Below are 25,020 nucleotides of genomic sequence, written 5' to 3'. Positions count from 1 at the left end.
CGCGGTCCCCGACGTCATGGCGGATGTCATGTGCTGGATCATCGTCATCACCAATTCCCGCTGCCGGGCAGCCGGTAGCCCTGCGCGACGAGTTCGTCGAGGCAGGCGATGGGCGCGTGCGGGACGATCCGGCCGTCCGGGGCCTCGGCGAACACCTCGCTGGACAGCACCCGTCCGTCGACGCCGTTGACCTCGCGCACGGAGGTCACCATGCGCTGGAGGCGGCCGCCGGACTCGTAGTCGTTGCGCCGCTGGATGAAGACCACGAAGTTCACCGCGCCCGCGATGAGCATCTGGCTGGCCTCGATGGGCAGTCGCTCGGTCGCCTGGAGCGCGTACGTGGAAATACGGTTGAAGACCTCGCTGGAACTGTTCGCGTGGATCGTGGAGAGCGAACCGTCGTTGCCCTGCGACATCGCGTTGAGCATCGTCACGATCTCGTCGCCGAGGACCTCGCCGACGATGACGCGCGAGGGGTTCATGCGCAGCGACCGGCGGACCAACTCGGCCATGGTGATGGCGCCTTGGTCCTCCGAGTTCGGCAGGCGCTCCTCGAAGGCCACCACGTTCGGGTGCAGATCGGCGAAGGCGTCGAGGCCGAGTTCCAGGGCGCGTTCGACGGTGATGAGACGCTCGTACGGCGGAATCTCGTTGGCGAGGGCGCGCAGCAGCGTCGTCTTGCCCGCGTTGGTGGCTCCCGCGATCATGATGTTCTTGCGGGCCCGGACGGCGCAGGCGAGGAAGTGCGCGACCTCGGGGGTCAGTGTGCCGTTGCCCACGAGGTCGGACATGAAGACCTTGCCCATGCGCGCGCGACGGATCGACAGGGCCGGCCGGCGGGTCACGTCCATGACGGCGGAGAGCCGGGAACCGTCCGGCAGCCGCAGGTCGAGCTGCGGGTTGGCTGAGTCGAAGGGCCGGGACGACAGACCCGAGTATGCGCCGAGGACCTGGATCAGCTCGATGAGCTCCTCGTCGGTCTCGGCGACGGAGTCGCCCTTGGTCTCCCGGCCGTCCGCGTAGCCGATGAAGACCTGGTCGTACCCGTTGATGTCGATGTTCTCGACTTCCGGGTCGTCGAGCAGCGGCTGGAGCCGGCCGACGCCGAAGAGCGCGGCGTGCACGGCGGCGGCGTACTGCTCCTCGGTCTCCGCGTCGAGCGGGGTCCGGCCGAGGTTGATCTCGGTGCGGGCGTGGTCCTCGAGTATCTGGGCGATGACGGCGCGGGCATAGTGCCGTTCGTCCTCGTTGGACATCGGGGTGACACCGCGGACCTGGTCCTCGCGGCGCTGTTCGGAGATGCGGTCACCGGCGTCCTGCCGGAACCGCTTGACCAACTGGTGGTCGACGGTGGTCATCGGCCGGCTCCGGCAGCGGGCTGCCCGTGCGTCCCGTGCGTCCCGTGGGGTCCGTCGGCGGGTACGGACCAGGCGGCACCGTACTGCTGGTACAGATCCGCGGTCACCTTGCGGGCCGAGCGGATGAGCAGCGACTTGTCGAGGCGACCGCGTCTGCGTCCGGCCAACTGGTCGGCGCCCGCGGGGTCGTCGGCGAGCGTGCCCACGACACGGGCACCGGTCTGGGCCGCCACGAGCATGTCGTTGACCTGGTGGACGAGCTTGGCGGAGTCGCCCGGGTCGGCGACGAGGACGACGCCGATGAACGGTGTGGCGAGTCCGGCGGCGCCGCGCGGACCACCGTGCAGCTTGGCGGAGAGGGCGGCGGCGCGGTCACGGACACGCGCGATGGCCTCGGGCTCGGTGCGGGAGAGCAGGAGCACGAGGGCGGCGTGCGGGAAGAGTTCGACGGCCGGAGTGTCTCCGCTGATCCGGCCGCAGTCGGCGATGACGTCGGCCGGCGCGTTCGGGGAATCGGCGAGCTGCGCGAACGCCCGGCCCAGCGTGGGCCAGAGCCCGGCGAGACCGGCGGCCTGCTCGGCGATCCCGAGCCCGACGAGGACTTCGAGTCCACCGCTCAACGGCTGGACGTGGTCCCAGAGCTGGTCGGGCACGAGACCGCGCCGGGCGGTCGCCGCGATCGACAACATGCCGGTGTTGGGGTTCAGCGGGCCGCCGTGGGCCGCCGCGCTCCGGTACACGAGGTCGCCGCCGGCCGGGTCGGTCTCGGCGAGCAGGACCCTGCGGGGCCAGACCGCCGAGAGCGCCACCGCGGCGGTGGTGACTCCGGGGGAACCCTTGTCTGCGGCGAGGGCGATGAGCGCCATGTCTGTCTACTCACTCGCCTCTAGTTGCCGGGCACGATGACGAGAGCGACCTGACCGGCCGAGGCGGCATCGGCGACGTACGCCGCCTGGCCGCTGTCCACGATGAGGGTGACCGGCAGATTCGTGCTGCCGATCGTGCTGTTGTCCTGTACCTGGACGTAACTGACCTTCGCCCGCTCGACGATGGGAGCGCTGCCCGCGCTCGACGAGCTCGAACTCGAGGAACTCGATGAACTCGATGAACCGCGGCTGCCGCTGGATCCGGTGTCGCCGACGCGGTAGACGGCCACCGTGTCACCGGACTTGATGCCCTCGGGGTACTGGCCCTCCTTGAGGGAGACACCCACGGAGGCCTTGCCCGCCGGAATGGTGGCACCCTCGGCGAACATCTCGCCGATGACGACGGTCCCCTTGTAGATGGGGGACTTGGCCTTGAGCTTCTCGAGTTCTCCGAGCTGGTTCCACTTGACGTAGTGGATGGAGGGGTCGTCCGCGACCAGCACGGAGATCGTGTGATCGCCCACGGAGTCACCGGCCTGGATGTCGCTCGTCACCTTCACGACCTCGACACGGTCGCCGGCGCGCAGCACCAGCATGGTGGCGCCCAGCGCGCCGAGGAGGATGAGGAGCACCGCGAGAGCGGCAAGCGCGGGTTTGCGCTCGCGAGGCGGCGTGGGAAGACGCTCGCCCATCGCCGGGTGCGCCGACGTGGCGGAACGGTTGCCGCCCGCGCCCGTACGCTCTTGGATCTTCACGCAACCGCTCCCCGTACACCCAAGAAAATGCCTGTCAATTCACATGCCAAGTAGGACACTTCACCCCCGCGCCCCTATACGGGACGTACCGCGCGACCTGGCCGAACAGCCAGCGCTGGAGCGAGCGTCAAGCCATGGCACCGTATCAGCCGCGCATAAGCCCCTCAAGGCGCTTCAAGGCCCCTGAAGCGCACCCGACTCGACGTTATCGACGCGCAACGGAGGCCGTCCGGTTCCCTGTTGGGTCCAGTGATCCGCCGACCCGCCGGGCTGTGCGCCAGCGAATCTCTGACGTGCCCATTCCCTACGGTCCGTCACCGGGTGTGCACGGTCCCTGCACAAGGTGCTTACGGGTGGGGGGCTGGAGGGGTGTGATCTTTCAGCCACACGAGGGACCCTCGCTTCGCGGAGGGGACATCCAGGCCTTCTGAACGATGACCGCGACCGGGCTCAGAACCCCCAAGGGTTGGGATGAGGTGTGGCGGCCGGATCCTCCGACCAGATCAGGCGGGTCTCCAGGTCGTCACCGAGGAGTTCGGTCAGGCGGTCGGCGGCCCAGCCGTTCCACTGGACCCCGACGGGGAACTGCGTCACACGGAATCAGTCGGTACACGGCCAGGGGCTTCGAGTTCGAGGGCGCAGCGGCCTACTGGGCCGCGAAGCGGAACGTGGAGGTGACGGCGTCGAAGATGTCGAAGAAGGAGTCGGCGAGGTCGAGAACCTGACTGCTGCCGGCGACCAGGGCGACCTTGCCCTCCTGGCCGGGCACGGGGATGAACGTCTGCATGAGTACGGCGCGGATCGTGCGCTGGAGGCTGTCGTCGGGGACGACGATGTCCTCGATGCCGTACGTCCGCGCGGCGGGACCGACGCCGGGTATCTCGACGGTGGTCACCTTGCGCCAGGCGTCGCCCTCCTTCTTCGCCTCCCGCGCGGCGAGTTGGGCCGCGATGACCTGGGGGTCGGTGGAGAGGGGCTCACCGGTCTGCGAGCGCCCGCCGACGATCGAGACGGTGACCGAACCGGTGATCGGGGTGTCGCCGCCGAAGGACTCCGCCATGCAGCCGCAGTACAGGGCACCGGACTTCCAGGCGTCGGCCGCGGCCTTGCGGAGGAAAGCGGTGTAGGTGTCGCGGTACTGAGCCAACTCCGGGTGCTGGTCGACCCGTTCGCTCACCATCCGCCGGATCGAGTCGTCCCGCGACTCCGGCCGCACATCGAACTCCCACCACGACTCCGGCACCTTGATGCGAAATCCGCCGCGCTCGACGGTGAGCGTTTCCATGTAGCGGGCCATGACGTGTCCCCCGGGGTTCGTCGTTCGTCCTTCTGTTCGACCTGGTTCGGTCGTTCGACCTGTTCGACCTGTTCGGCTCGGGTCAGCCTACGAGGTGGGGGTGCGCCGGGGGCGCGAGGAGCGGCGGCACGGGATCCGTGGGGCCGACTGTGACGTAGCTCGCGCGAAGACGCACAGGCGTGGCCCGTACGGAAGTTGCCCGCCGTCGGCGCCCGCCACGCGGCGAACAGCCTGGAGGGAAGGGCCCGTTGATGTGATCGACGGCACGCTCGGAGCAGATCGGAACCGAGAAGGATCTCCTTTGATCCGCCTTCCTCCCAGAACATCCACATTTCCAGGGAGGTCCCTCCTGGCGAAACCAAGAGCCCCACGGATACCGTCATTGCCCTTGACTGACTTCGCTCAACCGATGTCTCACGGGGAGTCCACTGTGAAGCGCCGCTCTTTGCCCGTTGCTGCCGCGTTCGCCGCGACAACAGCCCTGCTGCTCACGGCTTGCGGCGGCGGGGGTGACAGCTCGAAGGGGAACGACAAGATCGCGGGGGCGGACAGCTCGACCGGCTTGTCCGCTTCCCCGAGTACGAGTTCGTCGGACGGTGCAGGTCGACCGGACATCACCCTGCCGCTCGGTGTGAAGGACGAGTTCGAGAGCTGGAAGACGGGGGACTCGACGAAGGACGCCGTCCTCGCAGATGCCGGCCGCGCACAGACCGCCACGAACGACGCCATCATCAAGGGCACGTCGGACACTCCCGGCCTCGCCTTCTACTACAAGGGCAAGGCTCTGACCTCGTCCGTCCAGTGGGTACAGAAGTGGTTGGACGCCGGAATCACGTACACCGGCACCACGCGCTACTACCGCCCGAAGGTCGAGATCTTCGACAGCAAGTCCGCGGGCGTCTCGTACTGCGCGGACGAGAGCAAGGCGTACAACAAGGACCGGAAGACCAAGAAGGTCGACAGGACACCCGCCGGAAACGACGCCTACGTGCTCTACAACACCCGCCTGGAGAAGAACGGTCAGGGCGTGTGGCAGACCTCCAACGGCACGTCCGTACGAGGGAGCAAGTCATGCGTGCAGTGACCAGGACCCGCGTCGCGGCAACCGTCGGAGTGCTCGCGATCACCTGTTTGCTGACGGTGCCCACCGCCGCCTTCGCCAAGGGCCCTGGGGGGTCCCAGTTCGATGTCGAGGGAGACAACCAGAAGGACGGCGGCAAGACCCTCGAATCACGCATCGTCTACAGCGGCTCCACCGGCGGTTCCAAGGGCACGCATTCCGGCGGGTTCACTCCCGTAGGCGACTGGTTTCCGCCTGCCTGCTGGTACGAGCCCAAGTGGACGCCGGACGAATTCGCCAAGGAGTTCCAGAAGGACTGGGACATCCCGAACGCCAGTGGTGTGGGCGAGGCGTACAACCTGGCCAAGGAGCACTACAAGAACGGGCAGCCCTACAAGGACTTCAACAAGTCCGAGACGGGCAAGGGCATGTGGTGGGACGCGGTCCGTGACAAGAACCGCGAGGAATCCGGCGATCCCGCCGCCTTCGCCTGCGACACGGCCACCTTCTGGGTGAAGAACGGCGAGACCCCGAACGTGAAGAACGCGGTGACGCCGGAGATCCTGGCCCAACTCGCCTACAGCCGGATCAAGGTTCCCGAGACCGAGATCACCCTCGCCCCCCAGAACATCACCAAGGTCAACCTCCCGACCTGGGCCTGGCTCGACAGGGCGACGTTCAAGGACGTGTCCGTCACCGCGGCGCTCGACGTCGCCGGGCTCAACATCTCGGCGACGACCACCGCGAAGCCCGTCTCGCTCAAGCTGGAGCCGGGGACGAGCGACGCCGAGACGTATCCGGCCTCGGGCGAGTGCCGGTTGAACGACGACGACTCGATCGGCTCGCCGTACGCCAAGGGCAAGGCCGGCCAGATCCCGCCCTGCGGAATCAAGTACCTGCGCTCGTCGGGCGACGGGACGTACAAACTCCGGGCGACCATCACCTGGGCCGTCAGCTGGACCGGCACCGGAGGAGCCGGCGGCGACCTTCCCGACGGGACCTTCGGGACGACCCAGGACATCACCGTGCAGGAGATCCAGTCCGTCAACCGATGACAGCGTCCGTCTGAGGCGCGTCCGGCGGGCCGAACGGCTGGGCCGGGGAATCGGCGGTGCAGGCAAGGTGCTCCCCAAGGGAATCAGCAGATGCCCTCCGGACTCCTTGCCTTCGAGGCGTCCACGGCACCTACGGCTCGACAATCGCGTCGATCCCATCTACGGAATCGGCGGTGCCGCCTTCACGTTGATGGGCGCGGACGGGGGGGGGGGGGGGGAACGCCCGCTTCCAAAAGGGCGATGTCTGACGCGAGGTTGGGGCGGCACAGAAACCGCGGTGACGGCCGACGGAAGGCTCAGCGGGCGGACGTCACCGTGATCGTCTCCGCGAGGCTGTCCGTCAGGGCGCACAGGGTGTCGGTGTGTGCGAGGGCGCGCCAGGAGGTGAGCAGGACAAGGCCCCATTTGTCGTCCGGGCAGATGCCGTAGGCGCAGGTCTCCAGGATGGTGCCCGTTCCGTCCCGGTCGGGCTCCTGGACGTACGCGTGCCGGACGCGGACCGCGGGGCCGGCCGGCAGGGTGCGCCGCTCGGCCTCGGGCGGGCGGAACGAGAGGTCCGTCGGCATCGCGAGATAGCGGTGGAGCAGGTCGACGGTGACGGCCGGGTACGTCTCGTCGGCGACGAGCGGCGACAGTTCGATGCGGGCCAGCTCCCCCAGCCGGGGTTCGGGGACGTACGAGAGCGCGACGATCGGCGCACGGCCGCGCGCGTCGGCCGCCGCATCGCCGAGTTCTACGGCGAGCGCCTCGATCAGCCTCGCGTCGCCGTCCCGGCCCGCGCGGAGACGGGCAGCGTCCACCGCCCAGGCTTCCAGGTCGACCGGGCCGTGCACGGGGAGGGAGACGGCGGCGTCGGGCGCCTGCATGTGGACGGTTGACTCGGAGTACTCGGGCATCAGGCCATCCACTGAAGTGTGCGGGCGATCGAGTCGAAGAGCGTCACCAGCGCGTCCGCCAGCGGCTCCATCGGGGTGGAGAAGGAGAGCAGCAGACGCTGGTCGCTGTTCGGTACGGCGAGGTGGACGTCCAGATGCGTGACGGTGAGCCTGTTGCCGTCCGGGTCGTCGGGCGCGGGGCGGCGGCGGTAGAGGTGGCGTACGGCCGGGCCCGCGGGCAGGTCGATCGTGGTGACGTCGGCGCCACGGGCCGCCAGCGACAGGGCTGTGTCGGATAGGTCCCCGTGGGCGGCCCCGGAAGGTGGCCGCAGGAGAGTCACGACCAGTCCGGCGGACACCGGGACCTGACCGATGACCTGGTTGACGAGGTACATCTCCACCCCGCCGTTCGCGTGCGCGGCCTCGGCCTGCTCCCGGATCCGTTCCGCCAGCGCCGCTTTGAGCTGCGGGGTCGCCTGCGTCCTGCGCAGACCGCGGTTGACGAGTTTGTCGATGCGGTGGGGCCAACGGTCGGGGTCGAGGACGACGCGCTCCCAGCCCTCGGGGACGGCCAGACGGTAGTCGGAAGGGGGTGCCAGTCCTGGCCCTGGTCCTGGTGCCAGTCCTGGCCCTGGCCCTGGCCCTGGTGCCGGTAGATGATCCGGTGCCGATGTGTGTTCCGGTGTTGGGCTCGGCTCCGTCTCGGGGGCCGTGCTGTTGTCCGATGGCCCTGTCATGCCGCTACCCCACCCGTCCGCTCCCCGCCGTGCCGCTTCGTCCGCGGCCCCAGCCCCAGGGCCACGGCACTCGCCGGAGCCAGGATCAGAACGGCGGTCGCACCGAGGGCGGCGAGTCCGCCTGGCGTGCCTCCGATGTCGGCCTTCGTGCCGAGGAACGGCCGGTAGTGGCCCGCCGTATCGACGACGGCCGTGTCCTTCAGGCCGACCCGATCGGCACAGTTCTCCCTGTTGCCGAGCACCCGGCGGACGGAACCGTCCCGCAGCCGGACCCGGCAGTACGTCTCCCGGGTCCCGTGGGTCCACTGATGGAGCGGCTCGGCGATCGTCACCGGCTGCTCCACGCCGCGGAGACTCAAGTACCACTGCTGGGTGCCGAAGGAGCCGGCGATCACCAGGACGACGTACGCCGCCACCGTGATCCACCGAAGGACGAGCCCTCCGCGCGACTCACGGGTCCTGAAGGCCGCGAACAGGACGCCCAGTCCGCAGACCGCTCCCACCAGCAGCGCCGTCTCGTGCAGTGCGAGGGTGGAGAGCTCGGTCAGAACCACCCCGGCGACGGCCGCCGCGAACAGCAGCGCCCACGGCCGTACAGCGGCCCGCTCCGCCGGACCTTCGTCGTCACCGGAATGCCGCGGCCGCGACTCGGTGGTGAACTCGGAGAGGACGCCACGCACTTGCCGCATGCCGCCGTCGCGGGTTGCCATGCGGCGCAGTTCCGGCAGCCCCATGCCGATCTGTTCCAGCGTCCGCCGCCCGTCCTCGGGCAGCCGCGCGAACAGGTCGTCGACGGACTCCTCTTCCTCGTTCACCACTTGGTCCTCTGTTCCGCGGAGCGGCCCGCGTTGTCCCTGCCTCCGGAGTTGTCGCCCCTGCCCGACTCAGCCACCCGCGTGCCACGTCCAGTTGTAGAACGGGATGCCACCGGCGCCGACCCCGGGAATCTCCTTCAGTCCGCTCAGGAGGTTCGGGCCTGTGGCCTTCGACTCCCCCGCGCCGACCGGTGCCAGGTTGGACCAGCCGAGCGTCAGCGGCAGGGTCTGACTGCCGATGTAGAGGGCCTTGCCGAATCCCGCCATGGTCTTGAACGAAGACCCGGAGACCTGCGCAAGCTTGGGTGCGCCCTCCGCGAGAAGGCTCTCCTCGCCGGGCAGTTGACCGGCGGCCACCCGGATGTCGTCCACGTACGCCTTGACGTCCAGCGACTCCTTGACCACCGACCGCATGCGCGGCAGGAGTTCGGCCGGTCCCTCGGCCAGCGCCTTGCCGATCTGGCCCGGCTTGACCCCGTTGAGGGCTTCGGCGAGGCCACGGGCCGCCGCGGGGTTCAGCCCCACCTCCCGCGCCAGACCCACGTCCTTGAGAGCGGAGGCCCCGCGCGCGGCGACGGCCGCCTCCTTGGCCGTGGTACCGAGCAGGCGTCCGGCGCCGAAGGACAGTACGCCGATCGCGTCGATGGCGACGTCCAGCCAGGTGCCCTTGCCGTCGAGGGCGGAGATCGTGTCGCAGACAAGGGCCACGACCGAGGCGATCAGGGCCAGGGCGGCGAGCACTTCGCCGAGCACCGGCACCCAGCTCAGGACCAGGGCCAGCACACCGAGTACGGCCGCGGCGACTCCGGCCCAGTGCCCGATGTCCGCGACCCAGTCCTTCCAGTTGTCCCACCAGTGGTGCTGGGGATCCTTCAGCCCGTCGTGCTCCACGGCGTCATGGATGGCCGCCTTGGCGTACCCGGCCTGGGTGTCCCGATACAACAGCGCCCGCCGGAGGTCCTTCTTGGCGTCCTCCAGGTCCGTATCGGCGCACTCTTTCTGCTTGTCCAGCCTCTGCTTGCCCGGGTGATCGTCGGGACCTGGATGCTGATCCATCTGCTTCTGGCAGTGACTGCGATCCGCATCAGCGGCCTTCGCCTTGATCAGTGCAGTCCGTACGAGGTTCTGCGCGTGGTCGAGCGCGGTGGCCCAGTCCGTGTGCTGGTGCTCGTCGCCGGGGGCGGCACCCACCTGGGAGCCCAGGGCTTCGGCGGCGGCCGCGTAGCGCTGGTGCGACTTGGTGAGGAGACCGACCGTTTCGCCGGTCTTCTTCTGGAACTCACGGCCCGCGTCCGAGTCCCAGCCATTGCCGTCGACCAGGTTGTGCAGCTTGGTGGCCTGCTCCTGGATCAGCGCGGCGGTATCGGCGATGCGCTTGCCGAGCCGGGCGACCTCGTAGGGATCACCCGGGGTGAGTTCCTTGTCGTCGTAGCGGGCGGTCTGCCAGTCGACGCCGGAGAAGTCGTCGCTCACTTGCCGCTGCCGCCTTTGCCGTCCTGGGACTTGAGCAGCGCGTCCGCGAGATGCTGGTCGAGGCCGTCGTACGCCTTGGCGGCCTCCTCGGCCGTCCTGCCGAGGAACTCCAGGCCGTCGCAGAGCACCTTGCGCTTCTTCTTCCAGTCGTCCGCGAAGGCGTCGAGCGCGGCGGCCACCTCACCCGAGCCGATCTCGGCGTCGTAGGAGTCGACCAGATCCTTGGCGTGCTCGAAGTGCGTCTTCAGTTTCGCGACGGAGCGGCTGATGTCCCGCAGTTCCGTCGTGGACACCGCGATGTGATCCGCCACTGCCACCCCCGTGCGCCCGCTGCCCGACAACCACCGCGGCCGCCCCGTCCGGCACACCAACCTCGCGGGGCCGCCCTCCACCCTCTTGCACGGGTTTTCGAACCGGCAACCAATGGAGGGCAAAGGGACCATACAGAAAGCGTCATCGGGACTGCCCTCTCCAGTTCCTTGTCGCCCACAGTTCCCTGCCCGATCCCCGGAGACCGTCCGAGACCGTCCGAGACCGCCGGAGACCGACCGAGACCGACCGAGACCGCCGAAGACGTGGATCACATGATCCAGCGCAATGATCCCGCGATCGAGGTGCACAGCCGCTCCATGGGACCGACGACGCCGGTGAGGGGTACGACGAACCCGAGGACCAGATATCCGGTTGTTCCCGGCATATGGACGTACAGGTCCAGGGTGGTCCGCGTGCGGATCCGGACGGTTTCGCCGGCCGGGAGAGCGACGATCGAGACCTCGGCACCGCGCCCGTTCCGGTGCTCCATCTCCTCGAACGAGGCCAGGAGATCCTTGGGCGTCGGAGAACCGGGATGGGGAAGCAGCGACACGATGAGCGAGACGGGCATGATGCTGCCGTCGTCCAACTCCGGCCGCAGAAAGAACTCCAGGGCGCCGTTCGCCACCGCGGACTCAGCCGTGTTGCGCAGGCCGGCCCAGGCCTCCTGCTTGGCCTGGGCCGGTACGTTCTTGCCCGCTGCCTGCAGGTCCACGAACGTCTTCAGCTGTCTGCGCCAGCGGTCCTGGCCCAGATCGATCCTGAACCACTCGCGCGGTACGAGCAGTCGGTAATCCTTGGGCGGAGCCGATACATCCGGTCCGGTCGTCATCCCGGCATCACGACCGGCTCACCCTCGATGTCGAACAGGCGCACGCTCTTCACCACACCGGCGAACATGGACGAGAACACCTCCCACCCCTCGGAGGTGGGAGTGCCCATCTCGAGGACCACGGCAGTCCCGTTCGTCAACGGCAACTGGACCTGGATGAAGGACGTCCGGACCGTCTCGTCCTCGCCCGACGCAGTGAGGCTGCCGTCCAGGCTTCCCTTCCGGTCTCCGACGCAGCAGACAGCCGGGCCGCAGGGCAGCTCGATCTCACTGACCTGCCCGATACCGAGGTGGCGCAACGAAGAACCCATGAATCCAACAGGGTTGGGCCCTGCCTGAGCGTCGAGGTCGATCATGCTCACGGTCACCGTGGCCGTGCACCGTGCGCCCTCCACTTCGGTGAGAACGAACCCCGCGTACTGAACTCCGGCTTCCACGAAGGCGTCGTAGTGAGCGGCACACATGACGGCCCACTGGAGTTGTACGTCGAAGTCGGCTTCCGGCATCGCGCTCCGCGCGAGTTCCATCAACTGCTCGGCGGTCTCGTCCAGATCTTCCGCGTCCAGCGGAATCTCGAAGAAGCCGTCCGGCATGATCCACCGGACGTCCAGGCCGTTCTCGTCGGCCGAACTCCGGAGTTCGCCTTCAACTGATATCGCGGTCATGACCGGTCTTCTCCATCAGGAAATCTCACTTCGCCTGCGTCGGGACGGTATGTGGCGGCGAAGGGGTACGGACCGTAGTGCGGATAGTGGGCCGGAATGTCCGCTCCCCCTCTACGGGCGGTATGTGCCACGTCACGGTACTTCCGAGCCCTCGCCCGCAGATTCTGCCGCGCGGGGTCCCCCCAATGAGCCAGCGCGGCTCGAATCCACAGGCCCAGCAGAACCAACACAGCCGCTCCGGTCACGGAGAGATAGATCAACTGAGCTCTGCTCGACTCCCAGTACTGCGCCACACCGCCCCAGTACACAGTGGCTCCGAAACCGACGAGTGCGAGCGGAACCCCGGTCCGGAAACCGGCGTTGAACATCTCCTGTTCGTCCTGATGCCGAAGCCGCAGCATCCGGAGAACAGCCCCGTCGTCCAGAAGGTCGAATCCGACCTCCCGGTTCGCGTCCTCGGCCAGCCTCCGCGCGTCGGGAACCGCGGCGATCACCTCGCCGGGCACCAGCCGAACCGGCTCCCCACCTCTGCGGCCGATGAACTCCCACTCCCCCAGGTCGCTCGACTCACTCATTTGCGCCCTTCTCCTCTCGTACGGTGTCCACCGCGGACACCGGGCTATGCGGCCAACGCGGCGTGGAAGGGCTTCGGCGAGGCGCCGGGGGAAGGGCTCGGTGTGGGCATCGGCGTCGGTGAGGGCTTCTGGGCGGGCGGCTGATATCCGGTCGTCCCTCCGTTCTCCCCACTGAACATCCGGTGCAGGGCGCTCGCGAGACCGGTTCCCTTGATGGCGGCCGTGATCTCCTTGCCGCCCATGGGGACGAATTTTTCCGGAAGGCCGGAAATACCGAGCTTCTGGCCCAGCTTGAGCCCTCCGGCCAAGGTTTTGTTCGTCAACGTCACGCTCAGGCCATTGAGGAAGTTGTGGCCGATACCGTCCACAGCGGCGATGCCTCTGAATGATCCAAAAGTACCGAGCTTCCCGAACGCCCGCAATTTCGCAGCGCCCTTGAGGCCCACCAAGGCCCGGAAGCCCTTGAGGGACCCCAGTCCAGGAAGGATGCCCAGGGCGTCGGTGCCCAGCTTCAGCCAGCTGACCTTCCCGCCCCGCACAGACATGTCGTAGGCGTGGCCGGCCAGAGCCGCGGCGCTGGAGAGGACGGCGAGCGTCGCGAAGATGGGCACCAGGAACTCCAGGGGTGGGACGAACGCGCAGACGACCGCCAGCACCGAGAAAATCGCCGAGAGGTTGGAGAACGTATCCGCCCAGTCGGCAAGCCAGTTCATGAATCCGCCGGGGTCCCGGACGGCATCGTGGTGGACAACGTCCCTGATGTGCCGCGCCGCACGGTCTCCGGCGTCGTCGAAGATGTCCCGGGCGTCCTTCACCTCCTTGCGCGCCTGTCCGATCCTGCCCAGCGCTTCGTTCTGCTTCTTCTTCCAGCGTTCGTATTCGGGCCTGTCCGCCTCCGGGATCTCGGTGACAAGGTGCTTGTCCGTGAACTTCTTCACCTCCTGCTCCGCCAGGTCGTGGTCGTCCTTGGCCTCCCGGTAGTCCGCCAGCGCCTTGTCGGCCTTCTGCTGCGCCCGGTGCAGCTCTCCGGCGAACTCCTTCGACTCCCCGTCGACGACCTTCTCGCCGAGCGCGTTCGCGGCCTCGTCGTACCGCTCGAACGCCTTCTTCAGCCGGTCACCCGCGCCGTCGGCCACTTCGTTGAAGGCGCGCCCGGCATCGCTGTCCCACCCGTCCACGGAGGACAACGCCTTGATGACTCTGGCCTGTTCATCGATCATCTCGGCCGTCTCGCGCAACTTGCGCCCGAGCGCCGCCACTTCGTGGGGGTCGCCCGGTGTCGGGTCTTCGTCCCACAGGGGCGGCCAGTCACTGGATCGCCTGCTCACTGCTTGCTCTTCCCCTTCGCTCCCGAAATGGCCTTCGCCAGTTCGTGGTCGATCTCCTCATACTTCTGAGCCGCGACCGACGTGGCTTCGGCGAGCTTCTTTATTTCCTTCATGAGTTTCTTGCGCGTCTTCTTCCATGTGCCGCCGAAATCATCGAAGGCATCCTTCAAACCACCATGTCCGAGTGCATCGTTGTAACCGTCCGCCGGATTTCCGTGCTGCTCGAACTCACGGTGGATCTTTCCCAGCGAACGCGAACAGTCCTTGATCAGGTCCAGGTCGTAAGCGGTCTTGTCACCCATTGATGAATTCCCCCATCGTGAACATGAGACACTGCTGCGATACTTCGCCCCGCAGTCAGCGAGGAAGGTGGGACGCGTTGTCCAGGAGCAGCGACCGCACAGCACGCAACCGCCTCGGCGTAGCTCCGGACGCCGGTGCGTGGTGCGCGATAGGCCGGATTCCGGAGCCTCCCCCGGGCGTTCACCAGGCCGCCGGAGAGGGACCTTTGCGGCCGGCGTTCCTGCCGCCGCTCGGCATGCTCGGCGCCGTTCTCGTCGCGCCGCTCATGCCCATCGCCATGCTGTTCAGCCTTCTCGCCTCCGGCGAGGAGGCGCTCAAACGCCTCCTGTCGACGAAGGAGGAGCGCGACCGTGCCCGCGCCGAGGACCTGGACCTCGACAGTCGGGACAAGGCCATCGCCGAACAGGGGCTCGACGCCACCTTCGACGGCGACTGGAACAAGGCCGCGGGCCAGTTCTTGTTGCGCTGGTACGGACATTCCTCCCACCATCAACGTTTCGTCCTGCTGACGGAGGGCCGCATCGTGCTGGCGGCCCCGCCCAAGCGCGTGTCCGTCCGCAGGGAGGACCGCATGCGCGTCGTAGCCGAGATCCCCGCGGGTACGGCGGTCATCGAGGACCCCCTGCCCGCGTACGACAACCGGAAGTTGCGTGTGCTCTTCACGGACGGCTCCTGGCTGATGCTGACCACCGAAGAGCAGCGCAGCGAACTCCACACGCACCTGATGCGGCAGTCGCGGGCCGCGGGTTCCGGCGTCTTCGACGTCTGAAACGACGGTGCGATGGGACACGGCTTGTGCCCCATCGCACTCAAGCGGCACACTGACCGCGAACCGTCCTAGCCCTTGACACCCTTGGCCAGCTGATCATCAAGGTCCTCGTACGCCTTCGCGGCGTCCTCGAGGAACTTGGCCATTCCCTTGAGGCCCTCAAGGGTGTCCTTCATGCCCTTGGTGAACTCCTTGAAGGAGTCGTCGAAGGCCTGGGAGCCCTTGGACGTCGTGTAGCCGTCGGCGACGAGGCCGTCGATGTAGCTGTCGAGGCCGTGGAGCTTGTCCTCCATCTTCTCCTTCTCGTGGCCGAGTCGCTTAGCAGCGTGCCGCATCTTCTCGTAAGTGATGTCTGCGTCTTTGCCGCCGGCCATGTGGCGTCCTCCATGCTTCAACTCGCCGCAGGGCCAACCCCCGTGGCTCCTGATGCGGATGGTGCGACCGTCCGCATTGAGCAAGCAGCTTACTTACGACGCTTGCAGCAGCACACCCCGGTTCTGTCACGAGCCCGCACCAAGGGCGGTGTACGGCCCGGGCCTTCGTGGTTCCCTCACACGGGCCGTTGCCTGCGGGAAGCGGTGAGCGGCTATCGTCGAGAGCACTGTGGCCCGCGTTCCGGAAGCGGCCTTCGGTACCTGGGGGAGGACCAACGTGCGGTTGACTCTGACCGTCGTCGACCCGCTCGGCGGCGCCACCGCCGACGTGGTTCTTGATGCGGATCCCGAGTCCTCGGTGGGGGACATCGCCAAGGAGCTTGCGGAGCACATCGGTTACGGCGGCGGTGGCGCGCAGATCATTCCCCTGGGGCACCACCAGGGGGCCGCGGGCGGCGGCGCGCCGGTCGCGTACGTCGACGGGTATCCCGTCGATCCGGCCGCGACCATCGGCACCTCGCCGCTGCGCGAAGGTGCCGTCGTCAGCCTGCACGACCCCGCCGGATGCCTGCCCGGCGAGCCGACCGGACTGGTCGAACTGCGGGTGGCCGGGGGTCCGGCGGCCGGTGCCGTGCACCGGCTCGGAATCGGCCGGTACGACATCGGCTCCGGAGCGGCGTCGTACATCCGCGTCGACGATCCCGAACTTCCGCAAAGGGCGCTGACGTTGTCAGTTGCAACGGACGGAACGTGCCGTGTCGCCGTGCACGGAGAGAAGGCAGCGAGAGGCGAGAAGGGGGAGAAGGAAGGCGTCACCCTCGACGGTGAGCCCTTCGAGGCGCGCGAGGACGACGAGTGGCCGCTCGGCAGCCAGGTCGCCGTCGGCAACACCCTTCTCCAGCTTGACCGTTACACGCCGCCCGACGCCGCGCTCAAGTGGTCGGACGACGGCGCCGGACTCGACTACAACCGGCCGCCGCGGCTGCATCCGCCGGAGCGTGAGACGAAGTTCCGGCTGCCGAACCCCGTACGGGACTACGAAGCCCGGCCGCTGCCCTGGCTGATGGCGCTGACGCCGCTGGTGAGTGCCATCGTCATGGTGCTGGTCTTCGGCCGCTGGTACTACATGATCATGGCTCTGATGAGCCCGCTGATCATGCTGGGCAACTACCTGATGGACAAGAAGCAGGGGCGCAAGTCCCATGCCAAGCAGGTGAAGGAGTACAACGAGCACAAGGCGCGGATCGAGAAGGACGCCCAGGAGGCGCTGCTCGCCGAGCGGCTCGACCGGCGCCGGGCGGTCCCCGATCCGGCGACCGTGCTCTCGCTGGGCACCGGACCGCGCACCCGGCTGTGGGAGCGCCGGCGCACCGACGCGGACCATCTGCTGCTGCGGGTCGGCACCGGACAGCTGCCCTCCGAGGTCGTGCTCGACGACCCGGAGCAGGACGACCACAAGCGCCAGGTCACCTGGACCATCGAGGACGCGCCGGTCGCCCTGCCGCTCGGGGAGCGCGGTGTCATCGGCATCGCCGGACCCGGTGACTCGGCCCAGGCGCTGGGCCGTTGGGCCGTCGCGCAGACCGCGGTGCTGCACAGCCCGCTGGACGTCCAGTTCTACGTCCTGACGGAGAACAGCGGCCAGGACAGCTGGGACTGGGTGCGCTGGCTGCCGCACAGCAGGCCCGCCGGCGCCCAGGACGCCAACGTCCTCATCGGCACGGACGCCGAGACGGTCGGCGCCCGCATCGGTGAGCTGACCCAGCTCCTCGACGCCCGGCAGAAGGCCGCCAAGCAGAACGGCAACAAGGCCTCGTTCAGCGATCCGGACATCATCGTCGTCTGGGACGGGTCCAGACGGCTGCGGTCCATGCCGGGTGTGGTCCGGCTGCTGCGCGAGGGCCCGGCCATGTCCATGTACGCGATCTGTCTGGACGCCGAGGAGCGGTTCCTGCCCGGCGAGTGCCAGGCCATCGTCATCGCGGAACCCAGACCCGAGGAACACGCGACCGCGCAGCAGGCCGCCAAGGCCGCGCCGGCCTCCCCCGGCGGCTTCCCCTCCTTCCACGCCTGGCACGCCACCGAGGCCGACGACTCGTCCACGGGTACGCAGAAGGCGCTCGAACTACGGCTGCGCGTCCAGCAGACGGGCATCGCGCGGGTACGGGACGTACGGCCGGACCTCGTATCGGCTGCCTGGTGCTCCCGGCTCGCGCGTGCCCTGTCCGCGCTGCGCGACATCAGCGGCGAGACCGAGGACTCGGCCCTCCCGGGTGCCAGCCGACTGCTCGACGTGCTGCAACTGGAACCGCCGACCGGCGACGCGATCAGCGCGCGCTGGCGGATGGGCGGGCAGTCGACGACGGCGGTCATCGGTGAGTCGTACGACGGTCCGTTCGGCATCGACATGCGGCGCGACGGCCCGCACGGTCTGATCGCCGGTACGACGGGTTCCGGCAAGTCGGAGCTGCTCCAGACCATCGTGGCGTCGCTGGCCGTGGCCAACACTCCCGAGAACATGACGTTCGTCCTCGTCGACTACAAGGGCGGCTCGGCGTTCAAGGACTGCGTCAAACTCCCGCACACCGTCGGCATGGTGACCGACCTCGACGCCCATCTCGTCGAGCGCGCCCTGGAGTCGCTGGGCGCGGAACTCAAGCGGCGCGAACACATCCTCGGCGCCGCCGACGCCAAGGACATCGAGGACTACCAGGACCTCGTACGCCGTGACCCCTCGCACGCGTCCGTGCCCCGACTCCTCATCGTCATCGACGAGTTCGCGTCCATGGTGCGCGACCTGCCCGACTTCGTGACGGGTCTGGTCAACATCGCCCAGCGGGGCCGTTCGCTCGGTATCCATCTGCTGCTCGCCACCCAGCGCCCGAGCGGTGTCGTCTCGCCCGAGATCCGGGCCAACACCAACCTCCGCATAGCGCTGCGGGTGACCGACGGCGGCGAGTCGAGCGATGTCATCGACTCCCCCGAGGCCGGGCACATCTCCAAGAACACGCCGGGCCGCGCATACGTCCGTCTCGGGCACGCCTCGCTCGTGCCGTTCCAGTCGGGCCGCGTCGGTGGCCGCCGGCCCGGTGCCGCCGATCCGACGGCGCTCGCGCCCTGGGCGGGACCGCTCGGCTGGGCGGACCTCGGGCGGGCCGCGCTGGTCAAGCCGAAGGCCGAGCAGCGCGAGGAGGAGGAGATCACCGACCTCAAGGTGCTGGTCGACGCGGTGCGCGAGGCCAACCACGCCCTCGGTCTCCCGCCCCAGCACAGCCCCTGGCTGCCCGCGCTCTCCGAGACCCTGCTGCTCGACGAGGTCCAGGTGCCCGCGTTCGCGGGCGGTCCCGGCAAGCTGCCGCCCGCCCCGTACGGTGTCGAGGACCTGCCCGCCGACCAGGCCCGCCGGCCCGTCGTGGTGGACTTCGCCTCCTTCGGGCATCTGCTCATCGGCGGCGCTCCGCGCAGTGGCCGCTCGCAGGTCCTGCGGACGATCGCGGGCTCGCTGGCCCGTACCCACTCGGCGGCCGACGTCCATCTGTACGGCATCGACTGCGGCAACGGCGCGCTCAACGCGCTGACCCGGCTGCCGCACTGCGGGGCCGTCGTCGGACGCAACCAGACCGAGCGCGCGGTCCGCCTGATCGCCCGCCTCAAGGGCGAACTGACGTGCAGGCAGGACCTGTTGGCGGACAAGGGCTTCGCGGACATCGGCGAGCAGCGGGCCGCGGAGCCGGAGGGCGAGCGGCTCCCGCACATCGTGGTGCTGCTCGACCGGTGGGAGGGCTGGCTGCCGACGCTCGGCGAGTACGACCACGGCGATCTGACCGACCAGCTCACCGCGATGATGCGGGAGGGGGCGAGCGTCGGTCTGCACATGGTGATGACGGGTGACCGGCAGATCCTCTCCACCCGGATCGGCTCGCTCACCGAGGACAAGTACGCCCTGCGGCTCGCCGACCGCTCCGACTTCTCGCTGATCGGCGTCAACGCCCGCAAGATCCCCGAGGAGATCCCGCCCGGCCGCGGCTACCGCAACGAGCACGGCACCGAGACCCAGTTCGCCCTGCTCACCGAGGACTCCACCGGCCAGGGCCAGGCCGCCGCGCTCACGGCGATCGGCGAGGCAGCCGCCGCGCGCGACGCCGAACTCCCGCGCGCCCGGCGCCCGTTCCGGGTCGACGTGCTACCCACCCGCATTGGCTTCACCGACGCCTGGGAGATGCGCGACCCGGACGCCTCCCGCTCCAGGCTGTGGAGCCTGGTGGGCATCGGCGGCGACGACATCATGGGCTTCGGCCCGGACCTCTCCCGGGGTGTGCCGACGTTCGTCGTCGCGGGCCCGGCCAAGTCCGGCCGCAGTACGACGCTGATGAACATGGCCCGGTCGTATCTGGCCCAGGGCGTACGCCTGGTCGTCGCCGCTCCGCGTCCGTCGCCGCTGCGTGAACTGGACGGCCGGGAAGGTGTGCTGAAGGTCTTCGACGAGGACGACATCGAGAGCGACGACCTGCGCGAGGCCATCGACTCGGCGACACCCGAGGAGCCGATCGTGGTGCTGGTCGACGACGGTGAGGTCCTGGAGGACTGCGACGCCGAGACGGTCTTCAAGCGGATCGTGCAGCGCGGCACCGAACGCGGCCTCGGACTGGTCATCGCCGGTGACGAGGAAGACGTGTGCAGCGGGTTCTCCGGCTGGCAGGTCGAGATGAAGAAGGGCCGCCGCGGCATCCTGCTGTCTCCGCAGGACTCCTCCGCGGGCGAGCTGATCGGCATCCGTACGAACCGGAGCATGGTCGGCGGGCCGGTCGTCCCCGGCAAGGGCCTGCTGCACCTCGGCGACGGCGAGCCTCTGACGGTGACGACACCGATGTGACCCGACGGGCCGGGATACCAAGAGAAAGTGGAAGTGGAACAGGGCGAGTAGGGAGAGGGGGCGGGCCCGGTGAGCGGATCGGCGAAGCCGAAGCGGCGGAGGGCCGCGGGGGCGGCGCTGCGCTATGAGCATGTGCGGCGGCGGCCGTCCGCGTGGCAGCAGGTGAAGAAGAAGGCGCCCCGAGGGGAGTCGTTCCTCGGCTGCCTGTTCCTGCTGGCCGCCATGGCGGCGTTCGTCGGGTTCGCGCTCATTGTCGGGACCTGGGGATCCGAGCTCTGGGGCCATGTCGCCCCCGCCTCGCCCGGCGGCGGATACGGCTTCGCGGCCGGTGTCGGTGCCCTCCTGCCACTCGGGTCGGCCGCCGTGATCGCGACCCTGACTCGGATGAACTGGAAGAGGAGCCCTCTCCGCTCGCTGGGCTGGGTGGCCGCCTCCCTGCCCGGAGTCGCCGCCCTCTTCGTGTGGGCGGTGGTCTTTTTCGCGAGTTTCCGCCCCAAGCACCACCGCGACTGGGACTCCGGTTGCCACAGCCGGGGCAACCCCTGCTGGGTCCACGTCGAGTACCCCTATGTCTGGGCCGTCGGCCTGCTCTCGACCGTGCTCGTCGCCGCCGCACTGATCGCCGTGCTCATCAGGATCGCGAACGCCCGCGAGAAGACCCCGTCCGCCTGAGCCCCGCGCCCCCGCGCCTCCCGTCTCCGCTCCGAGCCGTCCCTGGTCCGGCGTCCGGCGTCCGGCATCCGGCGGCTGGACGGCATCCCTGTCGCCCCGTGTGACGCGGATCACGGGAACCCGGGGTGCGTGGATCGGCAGTTAATGAAGGTGAGCACTGACATGCGTACCCGGATACGTGCCGGGGATCCGAGCGCGTTCGCCGAGCTGTACGACAGCTACGCACGCGCCGTGTACAACCACGCCTTCCGCCTCACCGCCGACTGGTCCGCGGCGGAGGACGTGATGGCCGAGACCTTCATGGAAGCGTGGCGGCTGCGCGACCGGGTCGACGCCGAGGGCGGCAGCCTGCGGCCGTGGCTGCTGGGCGTGGCGATCAACGTCGCCCGTGGCCACCATCGCAGCAACCGGCGCTACCGGGCCGCGGCGAACGCCGCCGCGGAGGCCGAGACGGCGCTGCCCGACCACGCCGACGAGGTGGCGGGCCGGCTCGACGACCGACGGCGTATCGCCGCCGCCCTGCGCGCGCTTGCCGCACTGCGCAGACCCGAGCGCGAGGTCCTGACGCTGTGCCTCTGGGAGGGGCTGGAGTACACGGCCGCGGCCGAGGCGCTCGGCATCGCCGTCGGAACGGTGCGCTCACGCCTCTCCCGGGCACGCGCCAAGCTGCGCAAACTCACCGAGGCCGAACTGGGCCGCCGGCCTGCCGCCCGGGCGGCGCCGGTCCCGTACACGGACGACCGCGCCGAAGAACTCGCGGGAAAACCCGTACGAGGAAATCGGGAACTCGGCCTGCCGGATCGACAGACAAGAGGAGAACACATCCACTCGATCCGGCCCGTATCGGAAGGAAATCGATGAAAGCGACCCAGTCCCGGCAGAGTCCGGCCGAGTGGGAGGAGAGCGCGCCTCTCCTCCCCCAGACTGTGCGCGATCTCCCGGCGGGCCGTCACCAGTTCCACAAGGAGCGTTTGATGGCCCACATCCAGCAGGACACCCAGCGGGACGCGAGCACCACGACGGCCGCCCCCACCCTGCCGAAGCCGCAAGGGTTCCGCCTGCTGCGCCCGGCGTTCGCGATACCCGCGATGGCACTGGCCGCGGCCGGCGCGGTCTTCGCCGGGACGATGCTGATCGACAGCGGCGTACACAGCGGTGGTCTCGCCACCGGGCCCGCAGCGATCATCCCCGTCGGCGCCACGACCACCAAGGGCCTGCCGCAGCTGATCGACCAGGTCTCACTGGCGGCGGCCGAGGAGACCCACCCCACGGTCAAGCCCGGTCAGTACGTCTACGTCGAGTCCCAGGGTTCCGGCACCTTCGTGAAGACGGACGGCGACGAGAGCAGCCTCGCCAGCTACGCGCTGCACCGGCGCCAGATCTGGCGGTCCGCGGACGGCACCAAGGGCTGGCTGATCGACGCGGCCGTCAATGACAGCTCCGAGGGCGAGACGCTGAGCCTGCCCGACGAGCAGGGCAACACCCCCGAGGCCGGCCTGAACCACCCGTCGTACGACTCCCTGACCCGGCTGACCACCGACCCCGACAAGCTGCTGAAGCTGATCTACAAGGAGACCGCGACGCAGGGCAACACCCCCGACCAGGAGGCGTTCACCACGATCGGTGACCTGCTCGGCGAGAGCTACCCGCCCGCGAAGCTCTACTCGGCCCTGTTCAAGGCCGCCGCGAAGATCCCGGGCGTGGTCGTGGTGAACGACGCCAAGGACGCCCTCGGCCGCTCGGGCGTCGCGGTGGGGCGGCTGGACGAGACCAGCGGCGCACGCGAGGAGTGGATCTTCGACAAGAAGACCCACGTCTTCCTCGGCGAGCGGACCGTGCAGGTCAAGTCGGTCTCCCAGGACGGGGTCGCCATCAAGCCCGGCACCGTCCGCGGCATCAGCGCCATCACCAAGCGCGCGATCGTCGACGGCATGAAGCAGACCCCCGAGCAGAAGGGCTGAGGCCCCACCGCCACAGGCTGAGGCCCACCGAGGCCCGCACGGTCCTGTGGCCGCCGTCCCAGGACGGCGGCCACAGGACCGTGCGGGCCTCGGTGCTTGTCGTGCGCCGCCGCCGCTGTCCTGCCTCGTTGGTTCCCGCGCAGTGCACTGGCGGGAACCAGCGAGGCAGGGCGCTAGCCGACCTTCGTCATCCGGGCCACCGGGTCCCCCGCCTCGGCGTTGTCCGTCGCGTAGGTGAGGTCGCTGCCGACGGGAGTCAGCCGGACCTCGTGCCGACCCTTGGTGCAGACGTCGCGGTTGGACTCCGCGGCCACGCTCGTGGCCACGAGCTGTTTCTTCGTGACCTTCTTGAGGATGAGGACGTCGTCGCAGATGCCGCCGATCTGGTCGGTCTGCCGGAAGGTTCCCAACTCCTGTCCCACGGCTGCCTGGTGGACCGTGACGCGGAAGGTGCCCATGGGGAGGGTGCCGTTGAGGGCGAGTCCGTCGCCCTCCCAGGCGCCGAGGTAGGAGGCCGGGATCGTGGACGGCTGCCCACCGGGGTCGGGGGTGGTTGCCGTGTACCCGGGCCCGGGGGCGCTCGCGCTCGTCGACGGACGCGTGTCGGGAAGGGTCTGGCTCGGCCCGGCCGACGGGCGCCCGCCCGCCGCGCTGCCCTCTTCGCTCGTGCCGCCGCCCGGCAGCAGGTCGAACAGGAACGCCGAGCCCACGGTCACCGCCGCCAGCGCGCCCGCGACCGCCAGCGCGACCGTGCAACTCATCCTGCGGCCACGCCCGTCGGCCCCGGGCGCTGAGGTCGCCGCCACACTGACGGAGACCTTGCCCGGACGGTCGTACGGCTGCTGTTCCGGCGTCCCCGGCGTGCCCTCGCGGTGTACGGCGTCCTCGGGCCCGGCGGCCCGGCTCTCGCGCTGACCGGGTACGTACGTGGGCATCTGAGGCGGCGGCCCGAAGCCCTGCGGGGGCGGCCCGAACCCCCCGCCCGTCCCCGGCCCCCCGGCCACCTCGCCGGAGGCCATCCCAGCGGACGCCACCCCACCGGACGCCACCTCTCCGGACCCGGCGCCGCTCCCGGCCGCCCGACCGGCATCCACCGACGGATTGCTGAACCCCACCGGCCCGGAGGGCGGGGTCTCCGCGGCCCCCGCCGCCTCAAGGTTCAGCAGTTGTACGGCACTTCGGCTCACCCGCTCGACCAGGGCGCCCGGCAGCCAGCCCGCCGACACCAGCCGGGCGGCGCCCTGTGGTGCGAGCCGGACGGCCACCTCGCCCGGAGTGGGCCGCGCCGCGGGCTCCTTGGCCAGACAGGCCGCCACCAGCTCGCGCAACTCGCCTTCCAGGGAGTCGAGTCGGGGCTCCTCGTGCACCACCATGTAGAGGAGGGAGGCGGAGGAGTCGCCGGGGAAGGGCGGTTCGCCGGTGGCGGCGTACGCGAGAACCGCGCCGAGCGAGAAGACGTCCGCGGCTCCCGTGACGCCCTTGCCGAGAATCTGCTCGGGGGACATGTAACCGGGGGAGCCGACGGAGACTCCCGTCGAGGTCAGGGAGGCGGTGCCGTCCGTGGCCCGCGCGATGCCGAAGTCGATCAGCAGCGGGCCGTCGAGGGTGAGCAGCACGTTGGAGGGTTTGACGTCGCGGTGGACGAGGCCCAGCGAGTGGACCGCCGTGAGCGCCTCGGCCAGACCGGCGCCGAGGACATGCGCGGAGTGGACCGGAAGCGGTCCGCCGTCCGCTACGGCGGCCGTCAGCGAGGGACCGGCCGCGTAGCCGGTGGCGACCCAGGGAACCGGCGCCTCCGGGTCCGCGTCGAGGACGGGGGCCGTCCAGGCGCCGCCCACCCGCCGCGCGGCCTCGACCTCGCGGCGGAACCGGGCGCGGAACTCCTCGTCGAGCGCGAAGTGCGGATGCACGATCTTGACCGCGACCGTACGCCCGCCCGCGCTGCGCCCCAGATACACGCGCCCCATGCCGCCGGAACCCAGCCGGCCGAGCAGCCGGTAGGGCCCCACGACCGTGGGTTCGTCGACTCCGAGCGGCTGCATGGCACTCACGGCTCACCCCTCCC

At 69.3% G+C, this 25,020-nt stretch carries 24 protein-coding genes; 7 read left to right on the top strand and 17 right to left on the bottom strand.

The window, feature by feature from the left end:
- Positions 1–47 precede the first annotated feature (47 nt).
- The 5 genes from ACFYR3_RS19910 to ACFYR3_RS19890 all read right to left on the bottom strand — a co-directional run bounded on the left by ACFYR3_RS19910 (position 48) and on the right by ACFYR3_RS19890 (position 4,276).
- A complete protein-coding gene (locus ACFYR3_RS19910) occupies positions 48–1,358 on the bottom strand; it encodes an ATPase, T2SS/T4P/T4SS family (RefSeq protein WP_355840783.1) in 1,311 nt (436 codons plus the stop codon).
- A complete protein-coding gene (locus ACFYR3_RS19905; RefSeq protein WP_355840785.1) occupies positions 1,355–2,224 on the bottom strand; it encodes a hypothetical protein in 870 nt (289 codons plus the stop codon). The genes ACFYR3_RS19910 and ACFYR3_RS19905 overlap by 4 nt, the downstream gene beginning before the upstream one ends.
- 20 nt (positions 2,225–2,244) lie before the next feature.
- Complete coding sequence (locus ACFYR3_RS19900) at positions 2,245–2,979, bottom strand: hypothetical protein (RefSeq protein WP_355840787.1); 735 nt, start codon at positions 2,977–2,979, stop codon at positions 2,245–2,247.
- A 450-nt stretch (positions 2,980–3,429) separates the two neighbouring features.
- A complete protein-coding gene (locus ACFYR3_RS19895) occupies positions 3,430–3,573 on the bottom strand; it encodes a hypothetical protein (protein WP_355840789.1) in 144 nt (47 codons plus the stop codon).
- 52 nt (positions 3,574–3,625) lie between these two features.
- On the bottom strand, positions 3,626–4,276 hold the full coding sequence (locus ACFYR3_RS19890; protein WP_356782177.1) for a hypothetical protein: 651 nt from the start codon (positions 4,274–4,276) through the stop codon (positions 3,626–3,628).
- Positions 4,277–4,706: 430 nt separating this feature from the next.
- On the opposite strand from ACFYR3_RS19890, the gene ACFYR3_RS19885 reads away from it, so the two are divergent.
- Positions 4,707–5,360, top strand: a complete 654-nt coding sequence (locus ACFYR3_RS19885) for a hypothetical protein (RefSeq protein ID WP_356782178.1) — start codon at positions 4,707–4,709, stop codon at positions 5,358–5,360.
- Positions 5,348–6,391, top strand: a complete 1,044-nt coding sequence (locus ACFYR3_RS19880; protein ID WP_389284068.1) for a hypothetical protein — start codon at positions 5,348–5,350, stop codon at positions 6,389–6,391. The genes ACFYR3_RS19885 and ACFYR3_RS19880 overlap by 13 nt, the downstream gene beginning before the upstream one ends.
- Before the next feature lie 296 nt (positions 6,392–6,687).
- Here the strand turns inward: ACFYR3_RS19880 and ACFYR3_RS19875 are convergent, their stop codons facing one another.
- The 10 genes from ACFYR3_RS19875 to ACFYR3_RS19830 all read right to left on the bottom strand — a co-directional run bounded on the left by ACFYR3_RS19875 (position 6,688) and on the right by ACFYR3_RS19830 (position 14,305).
- A complete protein-coding gene (locus tag ACFYR3_RS19875; protein ID WP_389284066.1) occupies positions 6,688–7,287 on the bottom strand; it encodes a hypothetical protein in 600 nt (199 codons plus the stop codon).
- On the bottom strand, positions 7,287–8,003 hold the full coding sequence (locus tag ACFYR3_RS19870; RefSeq protein WP_389284064.1) for a hypothetical protein: 717 nt from the start codon (positions 8,001–8,003) through the stop codon (positions 7,287–7,289). The genes ACFYR3_RS19875 and ACFYR3_RS19870 overlap by 1 nt, the downstream gene beginning before the upstream one ends.
- Positions 8,000–8,818 carry a hypothetical protein gene (locus tag ACFYR3_RS19865; RefSeq protein WP_356782181.1) on the bottom strand — a complete coding sequence of 273 codons (819 nt, stop codon included), beginning with the start codon at positions 8,816–8,818 and terminating at the stop codon, positions 8,000–8,002. The genes ACFYR3_RS19870 and ACFYR3_RS19865 overlap by 4 nt, the downstream gene beginning before the upstream one ends.
- Positions 8,819–8,887: 69 nt before the next feature.
- Positions 8,888–10,291 carry a hypothetical protein gene (locus tag ACFYR3_RS19860; protein ID WP_389284062.1) on the bottom strand — a complete coding sequence of 468 codons (1,404 nt, stop codon included), beginning with the start codon at positions 10,289–10,291 and terminating at the stop codon, positions 8,888–8,890.
- Positions 10,288–10,602, bottom strand: a complete 315-nt coding sequence (locus tag ACFYR3_RS19855; RefSeq protein WP_356782183.1) for a hypothetical protein — start codon at positions 10,600–10,602, stop codon at positions 10,288–10,290. Before ACFYR3_RS19855 ends, ACFYR3_RS19860 begins: the two co-directional genes overlap by 4 nt.
- Positions 10,603–10,871: 269 nt before the next feature.
- Positions 10,872–11,435: a hypothetical protein gene (locus tag ACFYR3_RS19850; protein WP_356782184.1), complete on the bottom strand. Its 564-nt coding sequence runs from the start codon at positions 11,433–11,435 to the stop codon at positions 10,872–10,874.
- A complete protein-coding gene (locus tag ACFYR3_RS19845) occupies positions 11,432–12,100 on the bottom strand; it encodes a hypothetical protein (protein WP_389284059.1) in 669 nt (222 codons plus the stop codon). Before ACFYR3_RS19845 ends, ACFYR3_RS19850 begins: the two co-directional genes overlap by 4 nt.
- Positions 12,097–12,675 (bottom strand): hypothetical protein, encoded by a 579-nt coding sequence (locus ACFYR3_RS19840; protein WP_389284057.1) that lies wholly within the window; start codon positions 12,673–12,675, stop codon positions 12,097–12,099. The genes ACFYR3_RS19845 and ACFYR3_RS19840 overlap by 4 nt, the downstream gene beginning before the upstream one ends.
- Before the next feature lie 44 nt (positions 12,676–12,719).
- On the bottom strand, positions 12,720–14,003 hold the full coding sequence (locus tag ACFYR3_RS19835) for a putative T7SS-secreted protein (RefSeq protein ID WP_389284055.1): 1,284 nt from the start codon (positions 14,001–14,003) through the stop codon (positions 12,720–12,722).
- Positions 14,000–14,305: a hypothetical protein gene (locus tag ACFYR3_RS19830; RefSeq protein ID WP_356782188.1), complete on the bottom strand. Its 306-nt coding sequence runs from the start codon at positions 14,303–14,305 to the stop codon at positions 14,000–14,002. Before ACFYR3_RS19830 ends, ACFYR3_RS19835 begins: the two co-directional genes overlap by 4 nt.
- Before the next feature lie 77 nt (positions 14,306–14,382).
- Here ACFYR3_RS19830 and ACFYR3_RS19825 point away from each other — a divergent pair, with 77 nt between their 5' ends.
- A complete protein-coding gene (locus tag ACFYR3_RS19825) occupies positions 14,383–15,075 on the top strand; it encodes a hypothetical protein (RefSeq protein WP_389284053.1) in 693 nt (230 codons plus the stop codon).
- 68 nt (positions 15,076–15,143) lie between these two features.
- Here ACFYR3_RS19825 and ACFYR3_RS19820 read toward each other — a convergent pair whose 3' ends face one another.
- Positions 15,144–15,449, bottom strand: coding sequence for a WXG100 family type VII secretion target (locus ACFYR3_RS19820; protein ID WP_078943692.1), 306 nt, complete (start codon positions 15,447–15,449; stop codon positions 15,144–15,146).
- 277 nt (positions 15,450–15,726) lie between these two features.
- Here ACFYR3_RS19820 and ACFYR3_RS19815 point away from each other — a divergent pair, with 277 nt between their 5' ends.
- The 4 genes from ACFYR3_RS19815 (at position 15,727) to ACFYR3_RS19800 (ending at position 22,955) form a co-directional block, all read left to right on the top strand.
- On the top strand, positions 15,727–20,322 hold the full coding sequence (locus ACFYR3_RS19815) for an FtsK/SpoIIIE domain-containing protein (RefSeq protein ID WP_389284051.1): 4,596 nt from the start codon (positions 15,727–15,729) through the stop codon (positions 20,320–20,322).
- Between the two features lie 69 nt (positions 20,323–20,391).
- Entirely contained in the window at positions 20,392–20,994 is a 603-nt protein-coding gene (locus tag ACFYR3_RS19810; RefSeq protein ID WP_355840818.1) for a hypothetical protein, read from the top strand.
- 162 nt (positions 20,995–21,156) lie between these two features.
- Positions 21,157–21,855 (top strand): RNA polymerase sigma factor, encoded by a 699-nt coding sequence (locus ACFYR3_RS19805; protein ID WP_355840820.1) that lies wholly within the window; start codon positions 21,157–21,159, stop codon positions 21,853–21,855.
- Positions 21,852–22,955: a CU044_5270 family protein gene (locus ACFYR3_RS19800; protein ID WP_355840822.1), complete on the top strand. Its 1,104-nt coding sequence runs from the start codon at positions 21,852–21,854 to the stop codon at positions 22,953–22,955. The genes ACFYR3_RS19805 and ACFYR3_RS19800 overlap by 4 nt, the downstream gene beginning before the upstream one ends.
- Before the next feature lie 173 nt (positions 22,956–23,128).
- On the opposite strand, the gene ACFYR3_RS19795 is transcribed toward ACFYR3_RS19800, so the two are convergent.
- Positions 23,129–24,997 carry a serine/threonine-protein kinase gene (locus ACFYR3_RS19795; RefSeq protein WP_389284191.1) on the bottom strand — a complete coding sequence of 623 codons (1,869 nt, stop codon included), beginning with the start codon at positions 24,995–24,997 and terminating at the stop codon, positions 23,129–23,131.
- Between the last annotated feature and the right edge of the window lie 23 nt (positions 24,998–25,020).

Origin of the sequence: Streptomyces sp. NPDC005784 (assembly GCF_042871525.1) — a bacterium.
Lineage (GTDB): Bacteria > Actinomycetota > Actinomycetes > Streptomycetales > Streptomycetaceae > Streptomyces.
The sequence above is the reverse complement of the archived record's forward strand: the minus strand, read 5'-3'. Positions and strand labels throughout refer to the sequence as shown.

Excerpts from the sequence above, each read along its gene's own strand:
- ACFYR3_RS19910 (WP_355840783.1), bottom strand. The coding sequence starts at position 1,358 with ATGACCACCGTCGACCACCAGTTGGTCAAGCGGTTCCGGCAGGACGCC.
- ACFYR3_RS19905 (WP_355840785.1), bottom strand. The coding sequence starts at position 2,224 with ATGGCGCTCATCGCCCTCGCCGCAGACAAGGGTTCCCCCGGAGTCACC.
- ACFYR3_RS19890 (WP_356782177.1), bottom strand. The coding sequence starts at position 4,276 with ATGGCCCGCTACATGGAAACGCTCACCGTCGAGCGCGGCGGATTTCGC.
- ACFYR3_RS19880 (WP_389284068.1), top strand. The coding sequence starts at position 5,348 with ATGCGTGCAGTGACCAGGACCCGCGTCGCGGCAACCGTCGGAGTGCTC.
- ACFYR3_RS19875 (WP_389284066.1), bottom strand. The coding sequence starts at position 7,287 with ATGCCCGAGTACTCCGAGTCAACCGTCCACATGCAGGCGCCCGACGCC.
- ACFYR3_RS19870 (WP_389284064.1), bottom strand. The coding sequence starts at position 8,003 with ATGACAGGGCCATCGGACAACAGCACGGCCCCCGAGACGGAGCCGAGC.
- ACFYR3_RS19850 (WP_356782184.1), bottom strand. The coding sequence starts at position 11,435 with ATGACGACCGGACCGGATGTATCGGCTCCGCCCAAGGATTACCGACTG.
- ACFYR3_RS19845 (WP_389284059.1), bottom strand. The coding sequence starts at position 12,100 with ATGACCGCGATATCAGTTGAAGGCGAACTCCGGAGTTCGGCCGACGAG.
- ACFYR3_RS19840 (WP_389284057.1), bottom strand. The coding sequence starts at position 12,675 with ATGAGTGAGTCGAGCGACCTGGGGGAGTGGGAGTTCATCGGCCGCAGA.
- ACFYR3_RS19830 (WP_356782188.1), bottom strand. The coding sequence starts at position 14,305 with ATGGGTGACAAGACCGCTTACGACCTGGACCTGATCAAGGACTGTTCG.
- ACFYR3_RS19820 (WP_078943692.1), bottom strand. The coding sequence starts at position 15,449 with ATGGCCGGCGGCAAAGACGCAGACATCACTTACGAGAAGATGCGGCAC.
- ACFYR3_RS19805 (WP_355840820.1), top strand. The coding sequence starts at position 21,157 with ATGCGTACCCGGATACGTGCCGGGGATCCGAGCGCGTTCGCCGAGCTG.
- ACFYR3_RS19800 (WP_355840822.1), top strand. The coding sequence starts at position 21,852 with ATGAAAGCGACCCAGTCCCGGCAGAGTCCGGCCGAGTGGGAGGAGAGC.
- ACFYR3_RS19795 (WP_389284191.1), bottom strand. The coding sequence starts at position 24,997 with ATGCAGCCGCTCGGAGTCGACGAACCCACGGTCGTGGGGCCCTACCGG.